The sequence below is a fragment of the Acetobacter syzygii genome, assembly GCF_000964225.1.
In the GTDB taxonomy this organism is placed as follows: Bacteria; Pseudomonadota; Alphaproteobacteria; order Acetobacterales; family Acetobacteraceae; genus Acetobacter; species Acetobacter syzygii.
Genome location: NZ_BAMZ01000005.1, coordinates 181,946 through 200,577 on the forward strand (window position 1 = coordinate 181,946; position 18,632 = coordinate 200,577).

The following is an 18,632-nucleotide window of genomic DNA, read 5'->3' on the forward strand; positions in this document are numbered from 1 at the left end:
TGCTTATAATTCGGAACTATAAAACACTTTGACCAGCACTAGAACATAAGCATAACACCGCCGGACGCGGTATTGTCGCTTTCCTTGTTTCCGCCATGTGCTGCGGACGAGGTGTGGGCATATTCCCCAATAACGGTCAGCCAGTCGGTCATCTGGTAATAAGCTGCCCCGACTTCGGACTGGTTACGCCGGACCAGACCAACATCAGACCCCTGTTCCGCCAGCATGTTCTCACCAGATGCCAGATACAGGTTGCTTACCCCGTAGCTGCCCACAATCTTAAGCTTTTTAGTGGCATGGTAGGCTGCCTGCACATAGTACCCTTCGGATGTGCGCTTGCGACCGTTATCGGCCACCCCATCAAAGAACAGGCCGGTCGTACCCAGCCCGCTGCCACGATAGTAATAGGCAACGCCTTCAAATGGACCATACGTCAGTTTGGTGCCAATATCCCCCGCTTCCACCATGGTTGAGACATGCTGGTTGGCGCTGATCGTCTGGCTGGTGAGTGCCTGCATATGCTGGATCAGGAAGCTGGCCCAGATGTGGACTTTAAGGTCGGAAAGGGAGAAGTCATACACCGCACGCCCCTGCACCATGGGGGAGGAATGCTGGCTGGACCCGGCAGAAAAATGGCTGGCAGTTGAATCGGGGTTGGTTGCATCGGCATAACCGAACTCATCCAGCGGCTGGAAAATACCAACCGACCCCTGAAAACCCCCAACTTTGGGCGAGGTGTAGGAAATTTGCGGAATCCAGTCCGCGTAAACGTAACCCACACCAATGCGACCCAACGAGGTGTTGCCGGGAGCGGAATTGCTGCCTGTGGAACCAACGCTGAGCAAGGTTGCATCGTTCATAATGGCATCGCTGGCAAACAGGGCCAGATCACGCCCGATCTTGAAGGTCCCGATGTCCTTGTTGCCAAAGGTCATGTACACTTGACGTAGATCGATGCCAGCCGTGCCAAGCCCCACGGGGCTACCACCCGAGTTGGCGTTAAAAGCACTTGGTTTTGCGTTATCCAGCCCCGGATACATGCCCAGAACGGCAGAAATATCCATCCCCTGCTGCACAGTATCCATTTTAAGAATGAACCCTGCGGGGAGTAGGCCGTTACGTACAGCAGAAGAGTCAAAGCCGCTGGAACCCGAGGAGACGCCACCGGCAACAGGGCGCCCGCCAGCCGGGCTGTTGTAGGAGTAAAAGCCGTTTACAAAGCCAGACAGGTTAATGTTGATCGGACCAGCCTTGAAGGTCAGCCCCTTGCCGGGCACGTATTTGGCGACCCGCACAAATTCCCCACTGTTCAGGGCTGCTGCGGCTGCCTGTGCCGAACGGGCGCTGGCCTCTGCCCTTGTGGCGGCATCTTCTGCTCGCATGGAGGCATCGCCCTCGCTCGCACCGGCATCAAAACGGATGCCCGGTTCGTAACCGGATTCGGCTCCATGAGCTATGTGCGCCGAGCCAGAACGGGCACCGCTGGAGGCAACGTGGGTTGGGCGACCGGCACGGGGTTCCGCCACCTGCGCGGCATGGTGCACATGCTTGGCCAGCAGGGTGTCATACTCATGCCGGGTAAGGCTGCCTTTTGCGCGTAGCACGTCCAGCAGGTCGGCATAATCATCCGCATAGGCGGGTGCTGGGAGCATATGGGGCATCCCGGCAACTGATGCAGCCATAACAGTAGCAAACAGTGCCTTTTTTCCCGATGCCATGAAATGTGTACTCCCTTGAATTCTCTTGTTCTCTCTGTGAGCCAAGGGTTGCTGCCGTCAATATGTGGATAATGGGCCGCAAAGGTACGTTGGAGCGTATTAGCTATCTGCTTTTCCGTGGTCTGGTTTGCAAAATCCTGAAAGAAATGCGCTCACCAAAATCGCGCATCAGGGAAGGCTGTTCACGATTATATTAAAATAAATCAATTCTTTCAGGCGGTTATAAGGTTTCTGCGGTCTGTCGCGGAAGAAAAATCCTCTTTTGAGAATCAATTCCGGCATCGCGGATCTGAACGTAAAAATACGCGCAGGTCATGAAAAACGAGTGAGGTCCGGATTGTTGATAAGGGTGCAGATCACGCAATCTTTATCGTTATAACAAGGAGTTCTGCCGGTTTAAGGGGCGTGAATCACGCAATGGTCATGGTGTTGCCTGCGGGTGGCTATGCGCAAAAACCCATTTTGGGGGAGCCGTAAGCCACGTATTGTCGCGCATAGACCCACCCTATACAGGGGCGTGGGGTGCTTGCCGGTTGCAGGGGCAGTACGGCCAAAATCAGTTTTGCCGGAGAAGATAAAAAGCGTGTTGGTGGAGAATAATAAAAACGGTGCCCCCATGCCCTCCGGCATGGAAAGCGGACCGACCCATGTTACGGTACCCGATGAGATGCTGCCAGCCTATGCAGGCAAGCCGGTAAGTTTTCTGCTGCGCTACATGCGCGCCCGTCCGCTTGGTCATGCGCTGGTGTTTGGAGCCGTAGGAGGGGCAATAAGCTGCATTGTCCTCTCTTCCTACGGTATTCGCCATCTGGTGGACCTGATGACCAGCGATACAACGGCTTCTGCCGTGTCCAGCGTATGGGCCGCAGTGGGGGTGCTGGTCGGTCTGATTGTGGCAGACAATATCTGCTGGCGTATTGCTGGCTGGTTTGCGGCCCGCACCTTTGTGGCCGTTACGGGGGATATCCGGCAGGATCTGTTCCGGTTTTTAACCGGGCATTCGCCAGCCTATTTTGCAGATCGTATGCCTGCATCCCTTGCTGCCCGGATTGCCACAGCGGGGAACGTCAGCTTTACGATCGAGAACATGCTGGCATGGAATGTGCTGCCTCCCAGCCTGAATGTTCTGCTCTCCGTGGTGCTTATGCTTTCCGTAAGCTGGACCATGGGGGGAGCGACCGTACTTCTGGCTGGTGGATTGTGCCTGATCATGTTCCGTCTGGCCCTTAAAGGGCGGCGCCTGCACGGCCATTATGCGGTTGCCGCAGCCGGGCTGGAGGGCGAGACACTGGATGTTATGGGGAACATTGCACTGGTGCGGGCCTTTGGAATGCGCAACCGTGAGCGGCAGCGTTTTAACGCCCTGACCGAGCGGGAAATGGAAGAGCGGCTTAAATCGCTGCGCTACATGGAACGGCTTCGTATGATCCATGCGGGCATGACCGCAGTGCTTACAACCGGCCTGCTGGTTTGGGCTGTGCTGCTCTGGCAGTGGCATCAGGCCAGTGTGGGGCAGGTGGTTATGGTGATCACGCTGGGTTTTGCCATTTTGCATGGTACGCGTGATCTGGCGCTGGCATTGGTGGAAACCATTCAGCACAATGCCCGTCTGTCAGAGGTGTTGTCCTCCCTGCTTGTCCCGCATGATATGCCAGACCCGCAGGAGGCGGCCGCCCTGCCAACACCCGTGCGTGGGGATGTGCGTTTTGGCGATGTAACATTTGCCTACCCCGGAGGGGAGCCGGTTCTGACCCATTTTAATCTGCACATTGCCGCAGGGAGTCGTGTGGGGCTGGTTGGTCGCTCCGGCTCGGGCAAAAGTACGGTGCTGGCCCTGTTGCAGCGGATGCGCTTTGTGCAGTCTGGTTCCATACTGATTGATGGTCAGGATATTCGGGACTTAACGGACGATGCTCTGCGGATGTGCCTGTCCGTTGTACCGCAGGATGTCTCGTTGCTGCACCGTAGTGTGATGGAGAATATCCGTTACGGTCGGCCCGATGCGCGTGATGATGAGGTGCTGGCCGCCGCCGCAGCAGCAGGGTGCGCCACATTTATTGAGGCTCTGTCTGAAGGGTTCGAGACCATTGTGGGGGACCGTGGGGTCAAGCTCTCCGGTGGGCAGCGCCAGCGCATTGCCATTGCACGGGCCTTTTTGCGGAATGCTCCGATTCTTGTGCTGGATGAAGCAACGAGTGCGCTGGACACGGAAAGCGAGGAGCATGTGCAGCAGGCACTTGACCGGCTTATGGTTGGGCGGACAGTTATTGCTGTTGCACACCGCCTGTCCACATTACGAAATTTTGACAGAATCGTTGTTATGCAGGATGGCAGAATTGCTGAGGATGGCTCTCCTGCGCAACTTGAGCAGCAGAATGGTCTCTACAGCCAGTTTCTGAACAGGCAAATGGTGCATATGCGCAATGACATTTAATACCACCACACTACCCGCGCAGAGTGAGAGCCGGCCCGAAGGGCGGGGCGCTCTGGCAGCGTATGCCTACCAGCAGATCCGTGATCAGCTTATCTATTGCCGTTATCAGGGCGGGGAGCGGTTGGTGCTGCGTCCTCTGGCGGTATCGCTCGGGTTAAGCCCCACCCCTGTGCGCGAGGCATTGTTGCGCCTTGTATCCGAGCAGGCACTGGTACTGGATGAGCGGAATACGGCCTGTGTCCCCCTCACATCACGTTCCGTGTTTTTGGATATTCATGGCGTGCGCGAAGTGCTGGAAGAGCGGGTAACCCGCGACCTGGCTGCGCACATTACGCCTGAACAGATTGCCATTCTGGAAGACAAGCATAAAGCGTTCATTGCCGCGTACGAGGCAGGGGAGCCACATGCAACGGCAATTACCAATGTGTATTTTCATAGCACGGGTGCGGGTTTTTCCAGATTGTCGGTCACTGTTGGCCTGATCCGTGGGTTGTGGACCCGTATGGGGCCCATTTACGCTGCGGCTAATGGGTTGCCCACAATCAGCCCTGCCAATCCGGACCATCCTCACCTGCAACTGCTGGAGGCGTTCAGGGCAGGGGATGCGGAGGCCGCCGTCAGGGCTTTGAAAAGAGATTTTATGCAGGCCAAGGAATGGCTGGAGCCTTTGCTGCCCGATTAAGTGGAGCGTGTGGTGTTGCTATAAAAAAACGCCTCGCCCGTGCCAGCAAACTGGATCGGGCGAGGCGTTTTTATTGTCGGCCAGACCTGCTTTTTATGCAGGCTGGTGCCACTCAGGCTTTTTTGGCGTTTGCAGGCTTGTCGGTCAGACCGGGCACTTCAACGTCAATTTCCAGTACGGAACATTGGGCACCACGGTCCATTTTGATCTGAACCTTGTCCTGATCAACCGCAACATGCCGTTTGATCACTTCCATGATCTCCCGGTGCAGTTTTGCCAGCAGATCGTCCTTGCCATCACCAACGGCAATACGTTCGTGCGCCAGCAGTATCTGTAACCGGTCGCGGGCAACGGGTGCCGATGAGCGGCGCTTGAAGATGCTGGAGAGGAATGTCATGCGACTCTCCGTTTAAACAGCCAGTCAAACAGGCCTTTGCGTTCTGCGGGGACGGTGACTGCCACCTTTTCCCCCATCAGGCGGCGTGCGGCTTCGGTATAAGCGCGGGCTGGCGCGCTTTCCGGTTCTGCAATGGTTACTGGAGCCCCCACGTTGGAGGCTTTGAGCACGTCCGGGCTTTCGGGAATGATGCCGAGCAGCGGGATGGACAGAATTTCCAGCACGTCATCCGTCCCCAGCATGTCGCCTCTGGCGGCACGCTGCGGGTCGTAGCGGGTGATCAGGAGGAACTTCTCAATTTTTTCACCAGCTTTGGCTTTTTCCGTTGTGCTGTCCAGCATACCAATAATGCGGTCGCTGTCGCGGACGGAGGAAACTTCGGGGTTGGTTACGATCACGGCCATATCGGCATGGTGCATGGCCATTTGTGCGCCACGTTCAATGCCAGCAGGGCTGTCGCAGATCACCCAGTCAAATTTTTTGCTCAGATCGGCAATGACCTTGGCAACGCCTTCGGGGGTCAGGGCGTCCTTGTCACGTGTCTGGGAAGCGGGGAGGAGGGAGAGCGTGTCCACCCGTTTGTCCTTGATCAGCGCCTGAGCAAGGTTGGCATCGCCCTGAATAACGTTAATCAGGTCAAACACAACGCGGCGCTCGGCCCCCATGACCAGATCAAGGTTACGAAGACCAACGTCAAAATCAACCAGAACCACATTCTGGCCCGCCTTGGCCAGTGCTGCCCCAAGAGCTGCGGTGGTGGTGGTCTTGCCGACACCCCCCTTACCTGACGTGACGACCAGAACCTTTGCCATCAGTCTTCCTCTTCCTTTGTAAGCGGTAATGCCACGCGCTCGATGCTGTGGCGTAATTCAGTGAGACATTACAATCTGTGCGGGAAAATGAAACTTATAATGTGACATTATTACGGTTTTTGTCGCATGTTTTATTCAAACCCGCATTAAGGCAGGGTTTTGAAAACCAGAGTTTCGCCCAAAAGCATAACCTGTGCTGGATTGCCAATGCATTTTGCATCCATTTCTTCTGCTGTGGCATAGAATCCATCAATGGCAACAAGTTCGGCAGCAAGGTTGCGTGTATAAATGCGGGCCTGTGCATTGCCCCCAATTCCGGCAATGGCACGGCCCCGCAGTGCGCCGTAAATATGGACAGACCCGCCAGCAGTAACCTCCGCCCCGGAGGATACGGCTCCAAGAATAACCACATCGCCATCAGGCCAGATAATGTGCTGACCAGAGCGCACGCTTTCCTCAACTACCAAGGTCGGGTGGGCAGGGGGCGTCATCTCGTCTTCAGGAATGCTGACCGGGCCGGATGCACGGCCACCAAGAGGGCTTTCCCGCCAGTCCCACTCTGCTACGGCGGGCCACGACCGGTCCCCCCCTTCAATGCCCAGTACGCGTATGCCGCGTTCCTTAAGGGCCGGGAGCAGATGGGGCAGGTCGGGTGTGTCCGCCTGCATCATGCTCAGGTCAAGGATGACGGGTTTGCCAGCAAAAAACCCCACGGCGCGCTGGATCTGGTGGTCCAGAGCTGCCAGCCAGTCACACAAGGGGGCTTCGGGCGTTAAGGTCAGGGCCAGAAAGGAACGTCCTGACATACGAATGCGGGAGGAATGGGAGGGTTTGCCGGACAACGAACAGATGCTCTCTCAAAAATCAGGAACGCCACGAAGGCGTAGAATAACAGGATCGTATTGTAACAGGGAAGCCCGTGTTGCGTGCCTTGTGCCTTCGCGTAAAGGGGATATGTGGAAATTGATTGTCCTTTGTACGGTTTTCCCTCTGGCGTGGCTGCAAGCAATGGCATAAAGCACTAGAGTATGCGTACCCTGTTCCATTTTCCTCTTTCGCCAGCCAGCCGCACGGTGCGCCTTGTGCTGGGCGAAAAACGCCTGCCGTTTGAAGCTATTGTTGAACGTGCATGGGAGAAACGCCCGGAATTTCTGGCACTCAACCCTGCGGGGGATGTGCCCGTTCTGGTAGAAGATAACGGATTGATCGTACCCGATGTGTACGTGATCTGCGAATATCTGGAAGAGGCTTATGCCGATATTCCGCTGCTGGGTCGCACATTGGCCGAGCGGGTAGAAGTCAGGCGGGTTGTCGCCTGGTTTGAGACCCTGTTTGCCACGGAAGTGTCCGGTCGGTTTATTGATGAACGGGTGATGAAGCGCCTGAGTGGGCGTGGCAACCCCGATGGTGGTGCACTGCGCGAGGCCTATGCCTCCATGCGCCCGCTTATGAAGTATGTGAACGATCTGGCCGAAAACAGGAACTGGCTGGGTGGTCAGTTCCTCTCCCTTGCCGACTTTACGGCGGCTGCCCATCTGTCCTGCCTTGATTTTATTGGGGATATAGACTGGGCCAAGGTCCCCGCAGTGCGCGACTGGTACGCCAAAATGAAGTCTCGCCCGTGCTTCCGCCCGCTTCTGAGCGATCGCGTTTCCGGCATTACGCCACCCGAGTATTATACCAATCTGGATTTCTGATATTTTGACACAAAAAAACGCGGCACCGATGTTTGATGTTCTTGTTATCGGTGGTGGGGCCGCAGGGTTAATGGCGGCCCTGACGGCAGGCCAGCGTGGCCGCCGGGTGGCTGTGCTGGAACATGGGCCGGAAGTCGGGCGCAAAATTCTGATCTCTGGTGGTGGGCGCTGTAATTTTACAAACCGGACCATGCGGGCAGATCGGTTTTTGTCCGCCAATCCCCATTTTGTAAAATCCGCCATCAGTCGGTATCAGCCAGCCCATTTTTTGGACCTGCTCGCCCGGCACAGGATTGCGTGGCATGAGAAAAAGCTGGGCCAGCTTTTTTGCGACCATTCCGCCCAGGATATTGTGCAGATGCTGCTTGGCGAGTGCGCGGCAGCCCACGTCAGCATTCTGACCGATGTGCGGGTGTATGATGTTGGTAAATCCGATGTTTTTCGGGTGCAGACATCCAGAGGGGATATGACCGCCCGTGCCGTGGTGCTGGCAACAGGTGGGCTGTCTATTCCAAAGCTGGGCGCCAGCCGTTTTACGTACGAGGTGGCGCGGCAGTTTGACCTTGCCGTTGTACAGCCCGAACCCGCTCTTGTGCCCCTGACCTTTGGTGGCGAACATGAGGAATGGGTGCGTACACTGGCGGGTCTGTCGCTCCCTGTGCGGGTAACATGTGGCAAAATGGCGTTTGAAGAGGCTCTGCTTTTTACGCACAGTGGCCTGTCTGGCCCGGCATTGTTGCAGATTTCGTCCTACTGGTCGGCAGGGCAGTCTTTGCTGGTGGATTTTCTGCCGGGGCAGGATCTGGCGGCGTTGCTGATGACGTTAAAAAAGGAAGGCTCCAAGGCCAAAGCGGCTGGAGCACTGGCCCGCTGGCTGCCGCAGCGTCTGGCACAGGCCTTTGCGCAGCAGGGTGCACCAGAGCGCACACTGGCGGAATGGGCGGATAAGGATATCCGGCTGATGGCAGAGCGTGTCCATCGCATGGAACTGCGACCACAGGGGACGGAGGGCTTTGCCAAGGCAGAAGTTACACGCGGCGGGGTAGATACCAGAGGTCTGTCGTCCCAGACCATGCAGGCCCGCTCTGTGCCGGGGCTTTATGTGATAGGCGAGGCGGTGGACGTTACGGGCTGGCTTGGTGGCTATAACTTCCATTGGGCATGGGCCAGTGGCCATGCCGCAGGGGAAGTGGCCGGGGCGGAATAAGGCGCTTTAGCTCAGGGCTGCTCTTTATTCCGCCAGTTCGTTATGGAGTTTTGACTTCTGCTGCCAGTTCCAGTGCCCGGGCATATACTGTGCGTTTGGGCAGACCTGCTGCGGCCGCCGCCAGAGCCGCGGCATCTTTGACCGAGTGTGTTGCCAGCAGGGTGCGGAGTGTGGTGTCCAGATCATCGGCGGATGTTTCCACCTCTGGAGCTGGGCCAAGCAAAACTGTAATTTCCCCCCTTGGTGGGGTGCTGGCATAAAACGTGGCCAGTTCGTCCGCCGTACCGCGTTTGACCTCCTCAAAGCGTTTTGTCAGCTCCCGTGCTACGGCAGCAGGGCGGTCGGCACCAAAAACACTGGCCATATCCACGAGTGTTTCTGCCAGTCGGTGGGGGGCTTCATGCCAGATCAGGGTTGCGCTTAATCCTGCGCGTTCGGCGGCATGGAGTTTGGCAAATGCCTCCTTACGGGCTGCAGAGCGGGGGGGCGGAAAGCCCACAAACAGGTAAGGATGTGGTGGCAGGCCAGACAGAACAAGTGCTGTCAGGGCTGCATTGGGGCCGGGTACAACGGTAACGGGAATCTGTGCATCAATGGCGGCGCGTGTCAGCCTGAAGCCGGGGTCCGAGAGCAGGGGCATACCTGCATCCGACACAAGGGCAATGCGCGCGCCTTCGCTCAGGCGGCGGATCAGATTGGGTACGCGCTGGCGTTCATTATGTTCGTGCAGGGCTTCCGTCCGAACAGAAATCCCTCGGTCCGTGAGCAGGCGAGCCGTCATGCGGGTATCTTCGCACAAAACCAGATCAGCCCTGGCCAGTGCTTCCGCGCCGCGTGGACTAAAATCTCCCAGATTGCCAATGGGGGTCGCAACCAGCACCAGCCCGCCAGAAGAAGGCGCATGACTTGGCGCATCTACTTCGGTATGCAAAGGTTCAATCCCATTGGAAGACGATGCCTCGGACGGGGTGTTGGTAGAGGATGATCTGGATGATGACGCGTGCATACTCGCTCCTGTCAGGGCTTTCCCGTCAAGGTCTGGCGGCAAACCGGGCATTGCGCAAGACCGGAGTGGCGGCTCTGGGTGTAACAGGGCTTATCCTTGCAGGATGTGCCGAGCAGTCCACGCCTTTGGGTGGTGGGTCTGCCATGGCGCCGGGCAAGCAGCCAGCCAGCCATAAGGTCGGGGTTCTGTTGCCTTTGAGCGGTACAAACGCAGCTCTTGGCCGCGAATTGCTGGCTGGCGCACAATTGGCACTTGGAGGCGCAGGCGCACCCTCCGACATGCAGATGGATGTGCATGATACCGCCGCCATTGGGGGTGCTGCCACAGCAACTGCCGCGGCTCTTCAGGCAGGTGACGGCATTCTGCTTGGCCCACTTACCAGTGGAGATACAGCCGCTGCCGCACCTGCGGCACAAGCGGCTGGTGTGCCTGTTCTGGCGTTTACCAGCGATATTGGGCAGGGCCGACCGGGCGTGTGGGTTATGGGCATAACCCCTGAAGAGCAGGTGCAGCAGCTTGTGGCACAGGCCAAGCGGGATGGGCGGCAACATTTTGCTGCTTTGCTGCCGGATAACGCTCTGGGTCATGCCATGGGGAATGGCCTTGTCAGTGCCTGCCGCGATCAGGGGCTGCCAGCCCCCAAAATTGCATTCCACGCCGGTACGGCAGAGAGCATCAGCCAAACCCTTCGCCAGTTGTCTGATTATGACGCACGGGTAGCAGCCGTAAAGCAGGTTATGCCCGTAACCCCAGTACCCGGAGCAACGACGACCAGTGGCAACCCGTCCGAGGTTTCCACGCTAACGCAGTTGCCCTCCAATCTGGCAACGGCTCTTGGGCAGGATGTTAACCAGCCAGCAGCCACGCCTTCGGCTCCACAGGTTACGCTGGGCCGCCCGCCGTTTGATGCCCTGCTGCTGGCCGATATTGGACTGGGGCTGAAAAACGTGCTGGATGCGCTGGAGCAGACACAGGTCAATATGCCCGATGTGCGCATTATGGGGCCGGGGCTTTGGGCGTCTTTTGCCTCCAAGCTGGGGGCAATCAAGGGGGCATGGTATGCCGCGCCAGACCCGACCTCCCGTCAGGCATTTGTAACGCGGTTTATGGCGCGTAATCACCATATGCCCAAACCGCTGGCCGATATGTCGTACGATGCGGCAACGGCAGCACAGACCGTGGCCCGCAGTGGTGTTCCGGGTTACCCGGTGGAGGCGCTGACCCGCCCGGGTGGTTTTGCCGGGGTTGATGGAACCTTTACCCTGCTCCCCGATGGGCGTGTCCGTCGCGCTCTTGGTGTGTTTGAGGTTATTGGGAACGGCAGCGATGCCCGGATGATCTCGGCCCCCGTGCAGGCGCGTTCGGCTGTTTCTGGCTGAAGTACAGCCATTCATTCAGGTCAGTGCAAAAAAGGCGGCCTAGCAAATGCGGGCCGCCTTTTTGGTCTGTGCTGGTGGGGATAAGGTCAGTGCACCATGGCAGCCAGAGTATGCTTGACCCGAACCACCACATCGCCCCACTGCCGGGGAATGGTCTGGCGGATAATGCGCAGTGTTGGGTACCATGGCGTATCTTCCCGCCCATGGAGCCAGCGCCAGCAATTATCGTAACGGTCCATGAGCAACACAGGTTTGCCCAGCCCCCCGGCTAGGTGCGCAACGGCCGTATCGACCGTTACCACCACATCAAGCGCCATAATCAGGGCTGCTGTGTCATCCATGGTGTGCAGGCTATCCGTGGGGTCGTAAAGGGCCATCCCTTCGGGTGGGTCCATGGCCTGCTCGGCGTAAGAGCCTTTTTGCAGGCTTATCAGGTTGACCTTTTCCATCTGCCCCAATGGCGCCAGAGTGTGCAGGCTCATGGAACGCCTGCGGTCGATCATATGGGCAAAAAGAGAGGTCGGGCGCGGTGCTCCCCCCCAGACCAGCCCCACATTCAGTTTGCCGTTGGACGGAACAAGAGGGGCAAGTTGCGCCATTTTTTGGCTATTGGCCCGAATATAAGGGACTGGCGCACCCCATGGCTGCGCGGTTGCGGCAAAAACCCGTGGCAGGCTTATAAAGGGGCAATGCCAGTCATACGCAGGTGTGGTGCCGCCAACCTGTACGGTGTGGACCCCGGGGATGTTGCGGCATAGCTCTGCCAGTGCATCTGGCACCCACAGGTGGGTTATGGCACCACGTTGGGCAAGCGGTAGCACATAACGCAGGAACATGAGCGTATCGCCCAGTCCCTCCTCATGCGTGAGCAGAATACGCTGGCCTTTCAGGCTGGTTGTGGGGCCAAGGGTGGGCAACAGGCGCTCTATGGGCAGACTGGTATGGCCGGGCAGGCGGAAGCGCCACTCATGCTCGGTCCAGCCTTTATCATACTGACCAGCCTTAAGCAGGGCGACAGAATGGTTGACCCTGATTCGTGCATCTTCTGGGCGTAGGCTGAGGGCTTGCCGGTAATATGCAAATGCCTGATCCATATGCCCCTGAGCAGCCAGCACCGACCCGATATTAGCCAGCGTGCCAATATGCTGCGACTCATGGTGCAGGCAGTTGGTCAGGCACTCCAGCGCAGTTCCCAGCGCTCCCTGCTCTGTATAAGCCATGGACAGCAGGTTGTGGGAGAGCATGTCTGTTGGCTGCTGGGCTATGGCTTGCCGGAGTGTTGCTATAGCGGCATCAAACTGCCCGGTCTGTACAAGCAGGTCGCCCAGAACATTGAGAATGCGGGTGTCTGATGGGGTAAACCGGGCTGCTGCGCGGCAGACTGCCAGTGCAGGCTCTCGCAGGTTAAGGGCGGTCATCAGTTCGCTCATATCCTGCAAAGGGTGCAGGCTGTCCGGGTGGCGGGTACCAATGGTGGCCAGCAACCGTGCTGCTTCCTGTATGTCTCCTTCGCCGCAAAGGCAAAAGGCTAGCAGAATAAGAGCCTGTTCATTCTGCTGGGCAACAAGGGGGGCCAGCCGTGCGCGGGCCTGGGGGAAAAACCCGCGTTCAAGCTCCTGCATGGCTTGGCGCAGGGCTGCCAGTTCTGATCTGGCGGCAGCAATGGTGGAGAGCGTGTGCATGGTTATGATCTGTCTGGTTTGCGGGGAGGTGCCAAGGTGTTTGCCCCGCATGGCAGGGTATAAAAAACCCGGCAGGGCTGGGAGCCTTGCCGGGTTGGGACGTGATCAGGACCGGAAAAAACGCCTTGGTCAAAAAAGCCTCAGGCGGCCTTCATGACCGCAGTCAGTTCTTCTAGCACCGCGTTGGGTTCTTTCTTTTCCAGCACGGCAACTTCAGCCACAAAACGTTCCTGAGCAGCTTCAAACAGTTTGCGTTCGCTAAAGCTGCCGTCCAGACTGTCCACATTGCGGCGGAGGTCACGCAGGACTTCGGCAATCTGCACCAGATCGCCAGAGTTGATTTTTTCCTGATAGGCAACAGCACGCCGCGCCCACATGCCTTTGCTAACATGGGGTTTGCCTTTGATGATGGACATGGCTTTGTCCACAATCTCGCGCGAGACAATTTTGCGCAGGCCGGATTTACGGGCCTTGGAGAGCGGGATGCGCAAAGTCATCTGGTTGCCGGGGAAGGAAATCTGGATGACTTCCAGCTTGGTGCCGGCAATTTCATCAACCCCGATCCGGTCTACACGCCCAACGCCGTGAGCGGCATAGACAATAGCATCCCCTTCCTGAAAAGGATCTTCGTCTTTCACCTTGGTTTTAGCCTGGGCCGCAGTTGTAGCGGCAGCGGTGCGTGCCATTGCATCTGTCACGCCGCCTTTTGGAGGTGTTCTAAACGTATTCATAGCTAAGACCTGTAGCATAAAACGGGCTGTTTGTCTGCACTATAAAGAATAGGGGCGGGAATGTTCTTACTGCTGCACACCATTGAGTGTTTGCAGGGGCGGGGCTGTCTGGTCACCTGTGGGTTGGACCACGTCAATTTCAATATTGCGGGCCATGGTGGCCATGGGCAGTGCATGAGGTGTGCCAGAAAAAGGATTTTGCAGGTCGTCGGCACTTTTATCGAGAATAAGGAACAGGCACCCGACAAGGGATGAGCCAAGGGGGGTAATCCATTCCAGCGTCTGTACCATGGAGAGCGGCAGCACAATGCAGAAAATATTGACCAGTGCGCGTGGCAGGGCAGAAAACTGCATGGGCAGGGGGGTGTTGCGTATGCGTTCCAGCCCCCCTTGTGCATTGGCTATATCGGAGAGAATGCGGTCGATCTGCCCATGAACAGCACCGTCAATACCCTTGCGGGTCACCTCTTCCGTAACCCCCAGACCAATCTGGTAAAGAATGGCATTGGGTTTGTTGCGGTATGGCTCAATGGCTTTGAGCATGGCGGGGGGCAGCAGGCGCTCCACATCTTCGGAGGCATCGACCGGCCCCAGCGCCATGCGCAGGGCGTGGGGGTATGCTGCTATGGCATACATCAGGTCATGCCGGTCGCCCAAAAGGGTGCCAGCCTGGCGACCAAAGGAGCGGCAGTTGTTGGTAATGGCGCCCCACAACGTGCGCCCCTCCCACCAGCGCGCATAGGCGCTGTTGCTGCGGAACCCCATGAACAGCGCCAGAGCGGAGCCAATGAGCGAGACGGGCAGACTGGGCTGCTCCATCCATTCCTGATGAAAAATCTGAAAAAGAATGACAACAACCAGATCCCACGCGGCCATCAGCAGGATGACCATTAAAATTTCCCGCGTGATAATGCGTAGGCCGACCTTCTGGTCAACGATCATTCAAAAATCTCCAGTCTGTGCAGGGGCTTCTGCCCGGTGCTGTTTTAACACGTCATGCATCACAGGGTTGCCTGTAGGATTACGGTTTGTGCATGGTGTGCCATGCTAACCATGAGAGAGCAGGGCTGACCAGATGAAAAGGGACGCAAGGATGGATAAGGCACTGGGACTGACATTGCTCGAAGAGCATAAGAGCCACGGCGGGCGCGTAATGTTTTACGAACATGCTTCTGGCGTACTGGGTCTGCCCGCCCGGTTTGGCGTGTTTTTGCCACCAGCGGCCCAAAGCGGGAACAAGGTGCCGGTTGTTTATGCTCTGGCCGGACTGACCTGCACGCAGGAGACCTTTTTAATCAAGTCTGGTGCCTTGGCGGAAGCCGCCCGACTGGGCTTGGCCCTTGTAACCCCCGATACGTCCCCCCGTGGTGCAGGCATAGAGGGCGAAGCAACGGACTGGGACCTGGGGACCGGAGCCGGGTTCTACCTCGATGCCACGGAGCAGCCCTGGGCGCAGCATTACCGAATGGGCAGTTATATAGCGCAGGAACTACCTTTGCTGGTGGAATCCGCGTTGCCGCTGGATGGCACAAAACGCGGAATCATGGGGCACTCCATGGGGGGGCATGGTGCTTTGGTGCATGGGTTGCAGGCACCGCTGTTCTGGAAGTCAATTTCCGCTTTTGCGCCGGTTGTGCACCCCAGTGTGGTGCCGTGGGGCAAAAAGGCCCTGTCTACCTACCTGGGCACTAACCATGCCGCATGGCGCGCGCATGATGCCGTGTGCCTGCTCGAAGATGGGTACAGGCATTCTGCCCCCATTCTGGTGGATACGGGAATGTCCGACCAGTTTTTGCAGCGTGAACTTCAGCCGTGGCATCTGGTTGAGGCGGCGGAAAAAGCCGGACAAACGCTTATTTGCCGCGAGCAGGAGGGATACGATCACTCTTACTGGTTTGTGCAGAGTTTTGTGGTCGATCATCTGCGCCATCACGCTGCCATTCTGGGTGTGGCCTAACACGGGTTCTGGTGGCTGGCGTGCTCTTCAGGCGTGCGATGGGTTGCGGCTCATGCCCACCAGTGCGCCTAGCCACTTCATATATTCCATGCCCATAAGCCGAATGCTGGAAAGCCGCCATGGATGGGCCATGGCTGGTGGCATAACCGGGTAGGGAATAAGCGCAACATCGGGCAGGGTGCGCCCCAATTCCAGCATGGCACGCCGCATATGGTAGCCTGCGGTGACAATGATCAGGCTGTTAATATGGTGGTCAGCAACCCACGCTGCGGTTTCGGTCGCATTGCCAATGGTGGACCGGGCCCGATAGCCAAGGGTAATGCGGGCAGCCGTATCCGCTGGCAGAGATGGGGGTAGTAGGGCTCGTTCGGATGTTTGCAGGTCCACACCAGAAATAAGCAGTTGTGCATTGGGGTTGCTGGCCAGCAGCCGGATGGATGTTTCCACCCGGCCAGTGCCGCCAGTTAAGGCCACAATGCCATCCGCATGAGGTGCTGTTTGCGGTGGCTGCCGTGCATCCTGAATAAACCACCCAAACCCGGCCAGCCAGCACAGCCCGGCCAGCAGGCTCGCGCGCACTGTTTGCCGCAAAAAGAGTATAAACCCCATAATCCGGCGAGGCTGATGTTTGGAACGCTGCATTAGGGCAGGCGCAGCAGCCACAGGCGCACCATGATCTGGGTTGTAAACCAGCAGATAAAAGCAGCGGCAAAGGGGAGCAACAAAAGTGCGACCAGCATGTCCTGCGGTATGGTGGCGGCCAGTGCCTGCCAGTTGGTTGGCAACAGCCGGTCAGGAGCAGTCAGCGGCGTGCTGGCAAAAGGAGCGGCCATTTGCAAAAGCAGCAAAAGGGGCAGGCAGGCTCCAAGGGTGCCTGTTAGACCGCCGCCAAAACCCAGCGTTGCGGTACGCCAGGCAAAACGTCCGGCAATGTAGCTATCCGATGCGCCAAGCCCATGTAGGGTTTTTATAATGTCTTTGCGGGTTGCAAGGCCTGTACGGGTGGCCAGACCGGTTATCATGGTGGCAATGCCACCAACGGTAAGCAGTGCCAGCCCGGCGCAGGCCAGCAGACTGTTGGCCAGTGCGCGCAGGCGCTCCCCCCAGCGGGCATTGTGCTCCACAATGGTGCCGGGCACATGGGTGTTTAATGTCTGTTCCAGTGTGGCGGGGACAGATGTGTCAACTGGCAGTTTAACACGGATAATGGCTGGGAGTGGCAAAGCGGTATTGTCAGTTTCGCCCAGCCAGGGTTCCAGCAGGCGGCTTAACTCCGGCTGGGTTAACTGGTGTACCTCAGAGCCAGCGGGCAGGCTGGCAAGGTCTGCCAGAACTGCCTGCACACGTGTGGTTGGGCCGTTCTGGGCGGTCAGGGCTGTGTCCGCATCAGGGACCTGAATGGTCAGGAGCTGGGCTGCACCTCCCGACCAGCGGGCGGAGAGTGCACGGGCACCACTGGCCCCCGCAACAGTGAGGGCCGCCAAAAAGCCCATCATGGCAACAAGTGCGAACAGGCTACGGTCGGGGAGGGCTTCCGAGAGGGAAAGGCCGTCTTTTCTACCGGAAAAAGGGCGTGTCATGCCTGCGCTCCGCCATCTTCCACCAGCCGTCCACGCTCCAGAAACAGAAAAGGGCGTTCAAGGCGGCGGATAAGAGATTCGTTATGCGTTGCCACAACAACGGTGGTGCCCATAGCGCTGAGTTCGGCGAACATGTCGAGCAGGCGGCACGCCTGACTTTCCTCCAGAGCGTTTGTGGGTTCGTCTGCCAGAATAAGGCCGGGGCGGTGGATAATGGCGCGGGCAATGGCCGTGCGCTGCTGCTCCCCACCAGAAAGTTGGGCTGCGGGTACACCTACACGTTCGCCTAGCCCTACCCATTTGAGAATGGCGTGAACTTCGTCCTGAATTTCGTCCTCGGGTCGTTTTTGTAAACGCAGGGGAAGGGCAACATTATCAGCGACCGAGAGGTCGGGCATTAACTGGTAGTCTTGGTGGACCATGCCGATTCTTTGGCGGAGCCGCACTAGGGCCGAGCGTTTTTCCTCCTGTGCGACGGTCTTGCCCAGAATGGTCATCTGCCCATCGGAGGGCAGGTTCTCAATGTGCAAAAGACTGAGCAGACTGCTTTTACCTGCCCCAGAAGGCCCCAGCAGCCAGCGAAAACCACCTTGGGGCACCATAAAGGACACGTGCGCCAGAACAGGCGCGCTGTCCTTTTTTCCACGGTGCCAGGAAACATTGTCCAGACGAATCATTTACTGGTTTCCGGGCAAAAGAGCATAACAATAAGAATGGTCCCTCATAGGTTGACTGTAACGGAGAGTAATGGGGACTGTCGATTGAGAAGCGCCACATTAAGTGCTGAATTGAAAAAGGTGTTCCATGCCTTTAGGATGCGGGCTTTGGCACGGTTCGCCCCCTCCCGTGTTGGGAAGGGGAATTACGTTCCTCGTCTGCCATGATGCCTTGCCTGCCGTTCCAGCCAGATCGGGGCAACGGGGAGAGGCCCTGCTAAGAGAGTGTTCATGAAGATTGTCTGTCCTTCCTGCGGTGCGACATATCAGGTTCCCGAAGCTCTTTTGGCGAAAAGGCACGCGCTTAAATGTTCTTCCTGCGGGGTTAAGTGGCGGATTCAGCTTCCCGGTACACAGGAACGCTCGGCTTTTGTTCCCCCTGTTCAGCCAAAGCCCGTGCAGCGAGCACCGACAGCCCATGCCGTGGAACAGGGCAGGGAGGTTCCGCAGCCTCCTCCCACTCTCCCGACCGCGCCAGAGCCTCCTGTTCAGGAAGAGGAAAAACCAGCAGAAGCAGCCCCCTCCGAACAGGAGGTAGAGACCGCGTTCCCGGCCGCATCTGTTGTTGCGCATGGTGAAGAACCTCATCATGCGGAACCGGAACCGGAACCGGAACCGGAACCGGAACCGGAAC

Annotated in this window: 18 protein-coding genes and 1 pseudogene; 7 read left to right on the forward strand and 12 right to left on the reverse strand. The window is 57.8% G+C overall.

Annotated elements, in window-relative coordinates; translation table 11 throughout:
* Nucleotides 1-38 precede the first annotated feature (38 nt).
* Nucleotides 39-1,718, reverse strand: a complete 1,680-nt coding sequence (locus tag Absy_RS01990) for a porin family protein (protein WP_048853031.1) — start codon at nucleotides 1,716-1,718, stop codon at nucleotides 39-41.
* A 616-nt stretch (nucleotides 1,719-2,334) separates the two neighbouring features.
* Here Absy_RS01990 and Absy_RS01995 point away from each other — a divergent pair.
* Entirely contained in the window at nucleotides 2,335-4,152 is a 1,818-nt protein-coding gene (locus Absy_RS01995; protein WP_048853074.1) for an ABC transporter ATP-binding protein, read from the forward strand.
* Nucleotides 4,142-4,834, forward strand: coding sequence for a GntR family transcriptional regulator (locus Absy_RS02000; RefSeq protein WP_048853032.1), 693 nt, complete (start codon nucleotides 4,142-4,144; stop codon nucleotides 4,832-4,834). Before Absy_RS01995 ends, Absy_RS02000 begins: the two co-directional genes overlap by 11 nt.
* 112 nt (nucleotides 4,835-4,946) lie before the next feature.
* Here the strand turns inward: Absy_RS02000 and minE are convergent, their stop codons facing one another.
* The 3 genes from minE to minC form a co-directional block, all read right to left on the reverse strand.
* On the reverse strand, nucleotides 4,947-5,231 hold the full coding sequence (minE, locus tag Absy_RS02005) for a cell division topological specificity factor MinE (protein WP_048853033.1): 285 nt from the start codon (nucleotides 5,229-5,231) through the stop codon (nucleotides 4,947-4,949).
* Entirely contained in the window at nucleotides 5,228-6,043 is an 816-nt protein-coding gene (gene minD, locus Absy_RS02010) for a septum site-determining protein MinD (protein ID WP_048853034.1), read from the reverse strand. Before minD ends, minE begins: the two co-directional genes overlap by 4 nt.
* 146 nt (nucleotides 6,044-6,189) lie before the next feature.
* Nucleotides 6,190-6,849 carry a septum site-determining protein MinC gene (gene minC, locus Absy_RS02015; RefSeq protein WP_048853035.1) on the reverse strand — a complete coding sequence of 220 codons (660 nt, stop codon included), beginning with the start codon at nucleotides 6,847-6,849 and terminating at the stop codon, nucleotides 6,190-6,192.
* Nucleotides 6,850-7,071: 222 nt separating this feature from the next.
* On the opposite strand from minC, the gene Absy_RS02020 reads away from it, so the two are divergent.
* Nucleotides 7,072-7,740, forward strand: coding sequence for a glutathione S-transferase family protein (locus Absy_RS02020; protein WP_048853036.1), 669 nt, complete (start codon nucleotides 7,072-7,074; stop codon nucleotides 7,738-7,740).
* A 28-nt stretch (nucleotides 7,741-7,768) separates the two neighbouring features.
* Nucleotides 7,769-8,947 carry a BaiN/RdsA family NAD(P)/FAD-dependent oxidoreductase gene (locus Absy_RS02025; RefSeq protein ID WP_048853037.1) on the forward strand — a complete coding sequence of 393 codons (1,179 nt, stop codon included), beginning with the start codon at nucleotides 7,769-7,771 and terminating at the stop codon, nucleotides 8,945-8,947.
* Nucleotides 8,948-8,987: 40 nt separating this feature from the next.
* Here Absy_RS02025 and rsmI read toward each other — a convergent pair whose 3' ends face one another.
* On the reverse strand, nucleotides 8,988-9,953 hold the full coding sequence (gene rsmI, locus Absy_RS02030; RefSeq protein ID WP_048853075.1) for a 16S rRNA (cytidine(1402)-2'-O)-methyltransferase: 966 nt from the start codon (nucleotides 9,951-9,953) through the stop codon (nucleotides 8,988-8,990).
* On the opposite strand from rsmI, the gene Absy_RS02035 reads away from it, so the two are divergent.
* Nucleotides 9,941-11,332, forward strand: coding sequence for a penicillin-binding protein activator (locus tag Absy_RS02035; RefSeq protein WP_048853076.1), 1,392 nt, complete (start codon nucleotides 9,941-9,943; stop codon nucleotides 11,330-11,332). The genes rsmI and Absy_RS02035 overlap by 13 nt on opposite strands.
* A gap of 86 nt (nucleotides 11,333-11,418) precedes the next feature.
* On the opposite strand, the gene Absy_RS02040 is transcribed toward Absy_RS02035, so the two are convergent.
* From Absy_RS02040 to Absy_RS02050, 3 genes are all read right to left on the reverse strand, one after another.
* Entirely contained in the window at nucleotides 11,419-13,014 is a 1,596-nt protein-coding gene (locus Absy_RS02040) for a tetratricopeptide repeat protein (protein WP_048853077.1), read from the reverse strand.
* A gap of 140 nt (nucleotides 13,015-13,154) precedes the next feature.
* Complete coding sequence (locus tag Absy_RS02045; RefSeq protein ID WP_048853038.1) at nucleotides 13,155-13,745, reverse strand: CarD family transcriptional regulator; 591 nt, start codon at nucleotides 13,743-13,745, stop codon at nucleotides 13,155-13,157.
* Nucleotides 13,746-13,811: 66 nt separating this feature from the next.
* Complete coding sequence (locus tag Absy_RS02050; RefSeq protein ID WP_048853039.1) at nucleotides 13,812-14,687, reverse strand: bestrophin family protein; 876 nt, start codon at nucleotides 14,685-14,687, stop codon at nucleotides 13,812-13,814.
* Nucleotides 14,688-14,838: 151 nt separating this feature from the next.
* Here Absy_RS02050 and fghA point away from each other — a divergent pair, with 151 nt between their 5' ends.
* Nucleotides 14,839-15,702, forward strand: coding sequence for an S-formylglutathione hydrolase (gene fghA, locus Absy_RS02055; RefSeq protein WP_084596795.1), 864 nt, complete (start codon nucleotides 14,839-14,841; stop codon nucleotides 15,700-15,702).
* Nucleotides 15,703-15,729: 27 nt separating this feature from the next.
* Here fghA and Absy_RS02060 read toward each other — a convergent pair whose 3' ends face one another.
* The 3 genes from Absy_RS02060 to Absy_RS02070 are packed head-to-tail and all read right to left on the reverse strand — an operon-like array spanning nucleotide 15,730 to nucleotide 17,959.
* Complete coding sequence (locus tag Absy_RS02060) at nucleotides 15,730-16,302, reverse strand: YdcF family protein (RefSeq protein WP_048853079.1); 573 nt, start codon at nucleotides 16,300-16,302, stop codon at nucleotides 15,730-15,732.
* 41 nt (nucleotides 16,303-16,343) lie between these two features.
* Nucleotides 16,344-17,282, reverse strand: coding sequence for a cell division protein FtsX (locus Absy_RS02065; protein ID WP_048853040.1), 939 nt, complete (start codon nucleotides 17,280-17,282; stop codon nucleotides 16,344-16,346).
* Nucleotides 17,279-17,959, reverse strand: a complete 681-nt coding sequence (locus Absy_RS02070) for a cell division ATP-binding protein FtsE (RefSeq protein ID WP_048853041.1) — start codon at nucleotides 17,957-17,959, stop codon at nucleotides 17,279-17,281. The genes Absy_RS02065 and Absy_RS02070 overlap by 4 nt, the downstream gene beginning before the upstream one ends.
* Before the next feature lie 270 nt (nucleotides 17,960-18,229).
* On the opposite strand from Absy_RS02070, the pseudogene Absy_RS12685 reads away from it, so the two are divergent.
* A pseudogene (locus tag Absy_RS12685) lies at nucleotides 18,230-18,286 on the forward strand (hypothetical protein); the annotation flags it as partial.
* A gap of 37 nt (nucleotides 18,287-18,323) precedes the next feature.
* On the opposite strand, the gene Absy_RS02080 reads toward Absy_RS12685, so the two are convergent.
* On the reverse strand, nucleotides 18,324-18,632 hold a 309-nt coding region (locus Absy_RS02080), incomplete at its 5' end, for a hypothetical protein (RefSeq protein ID WP_219810126.1).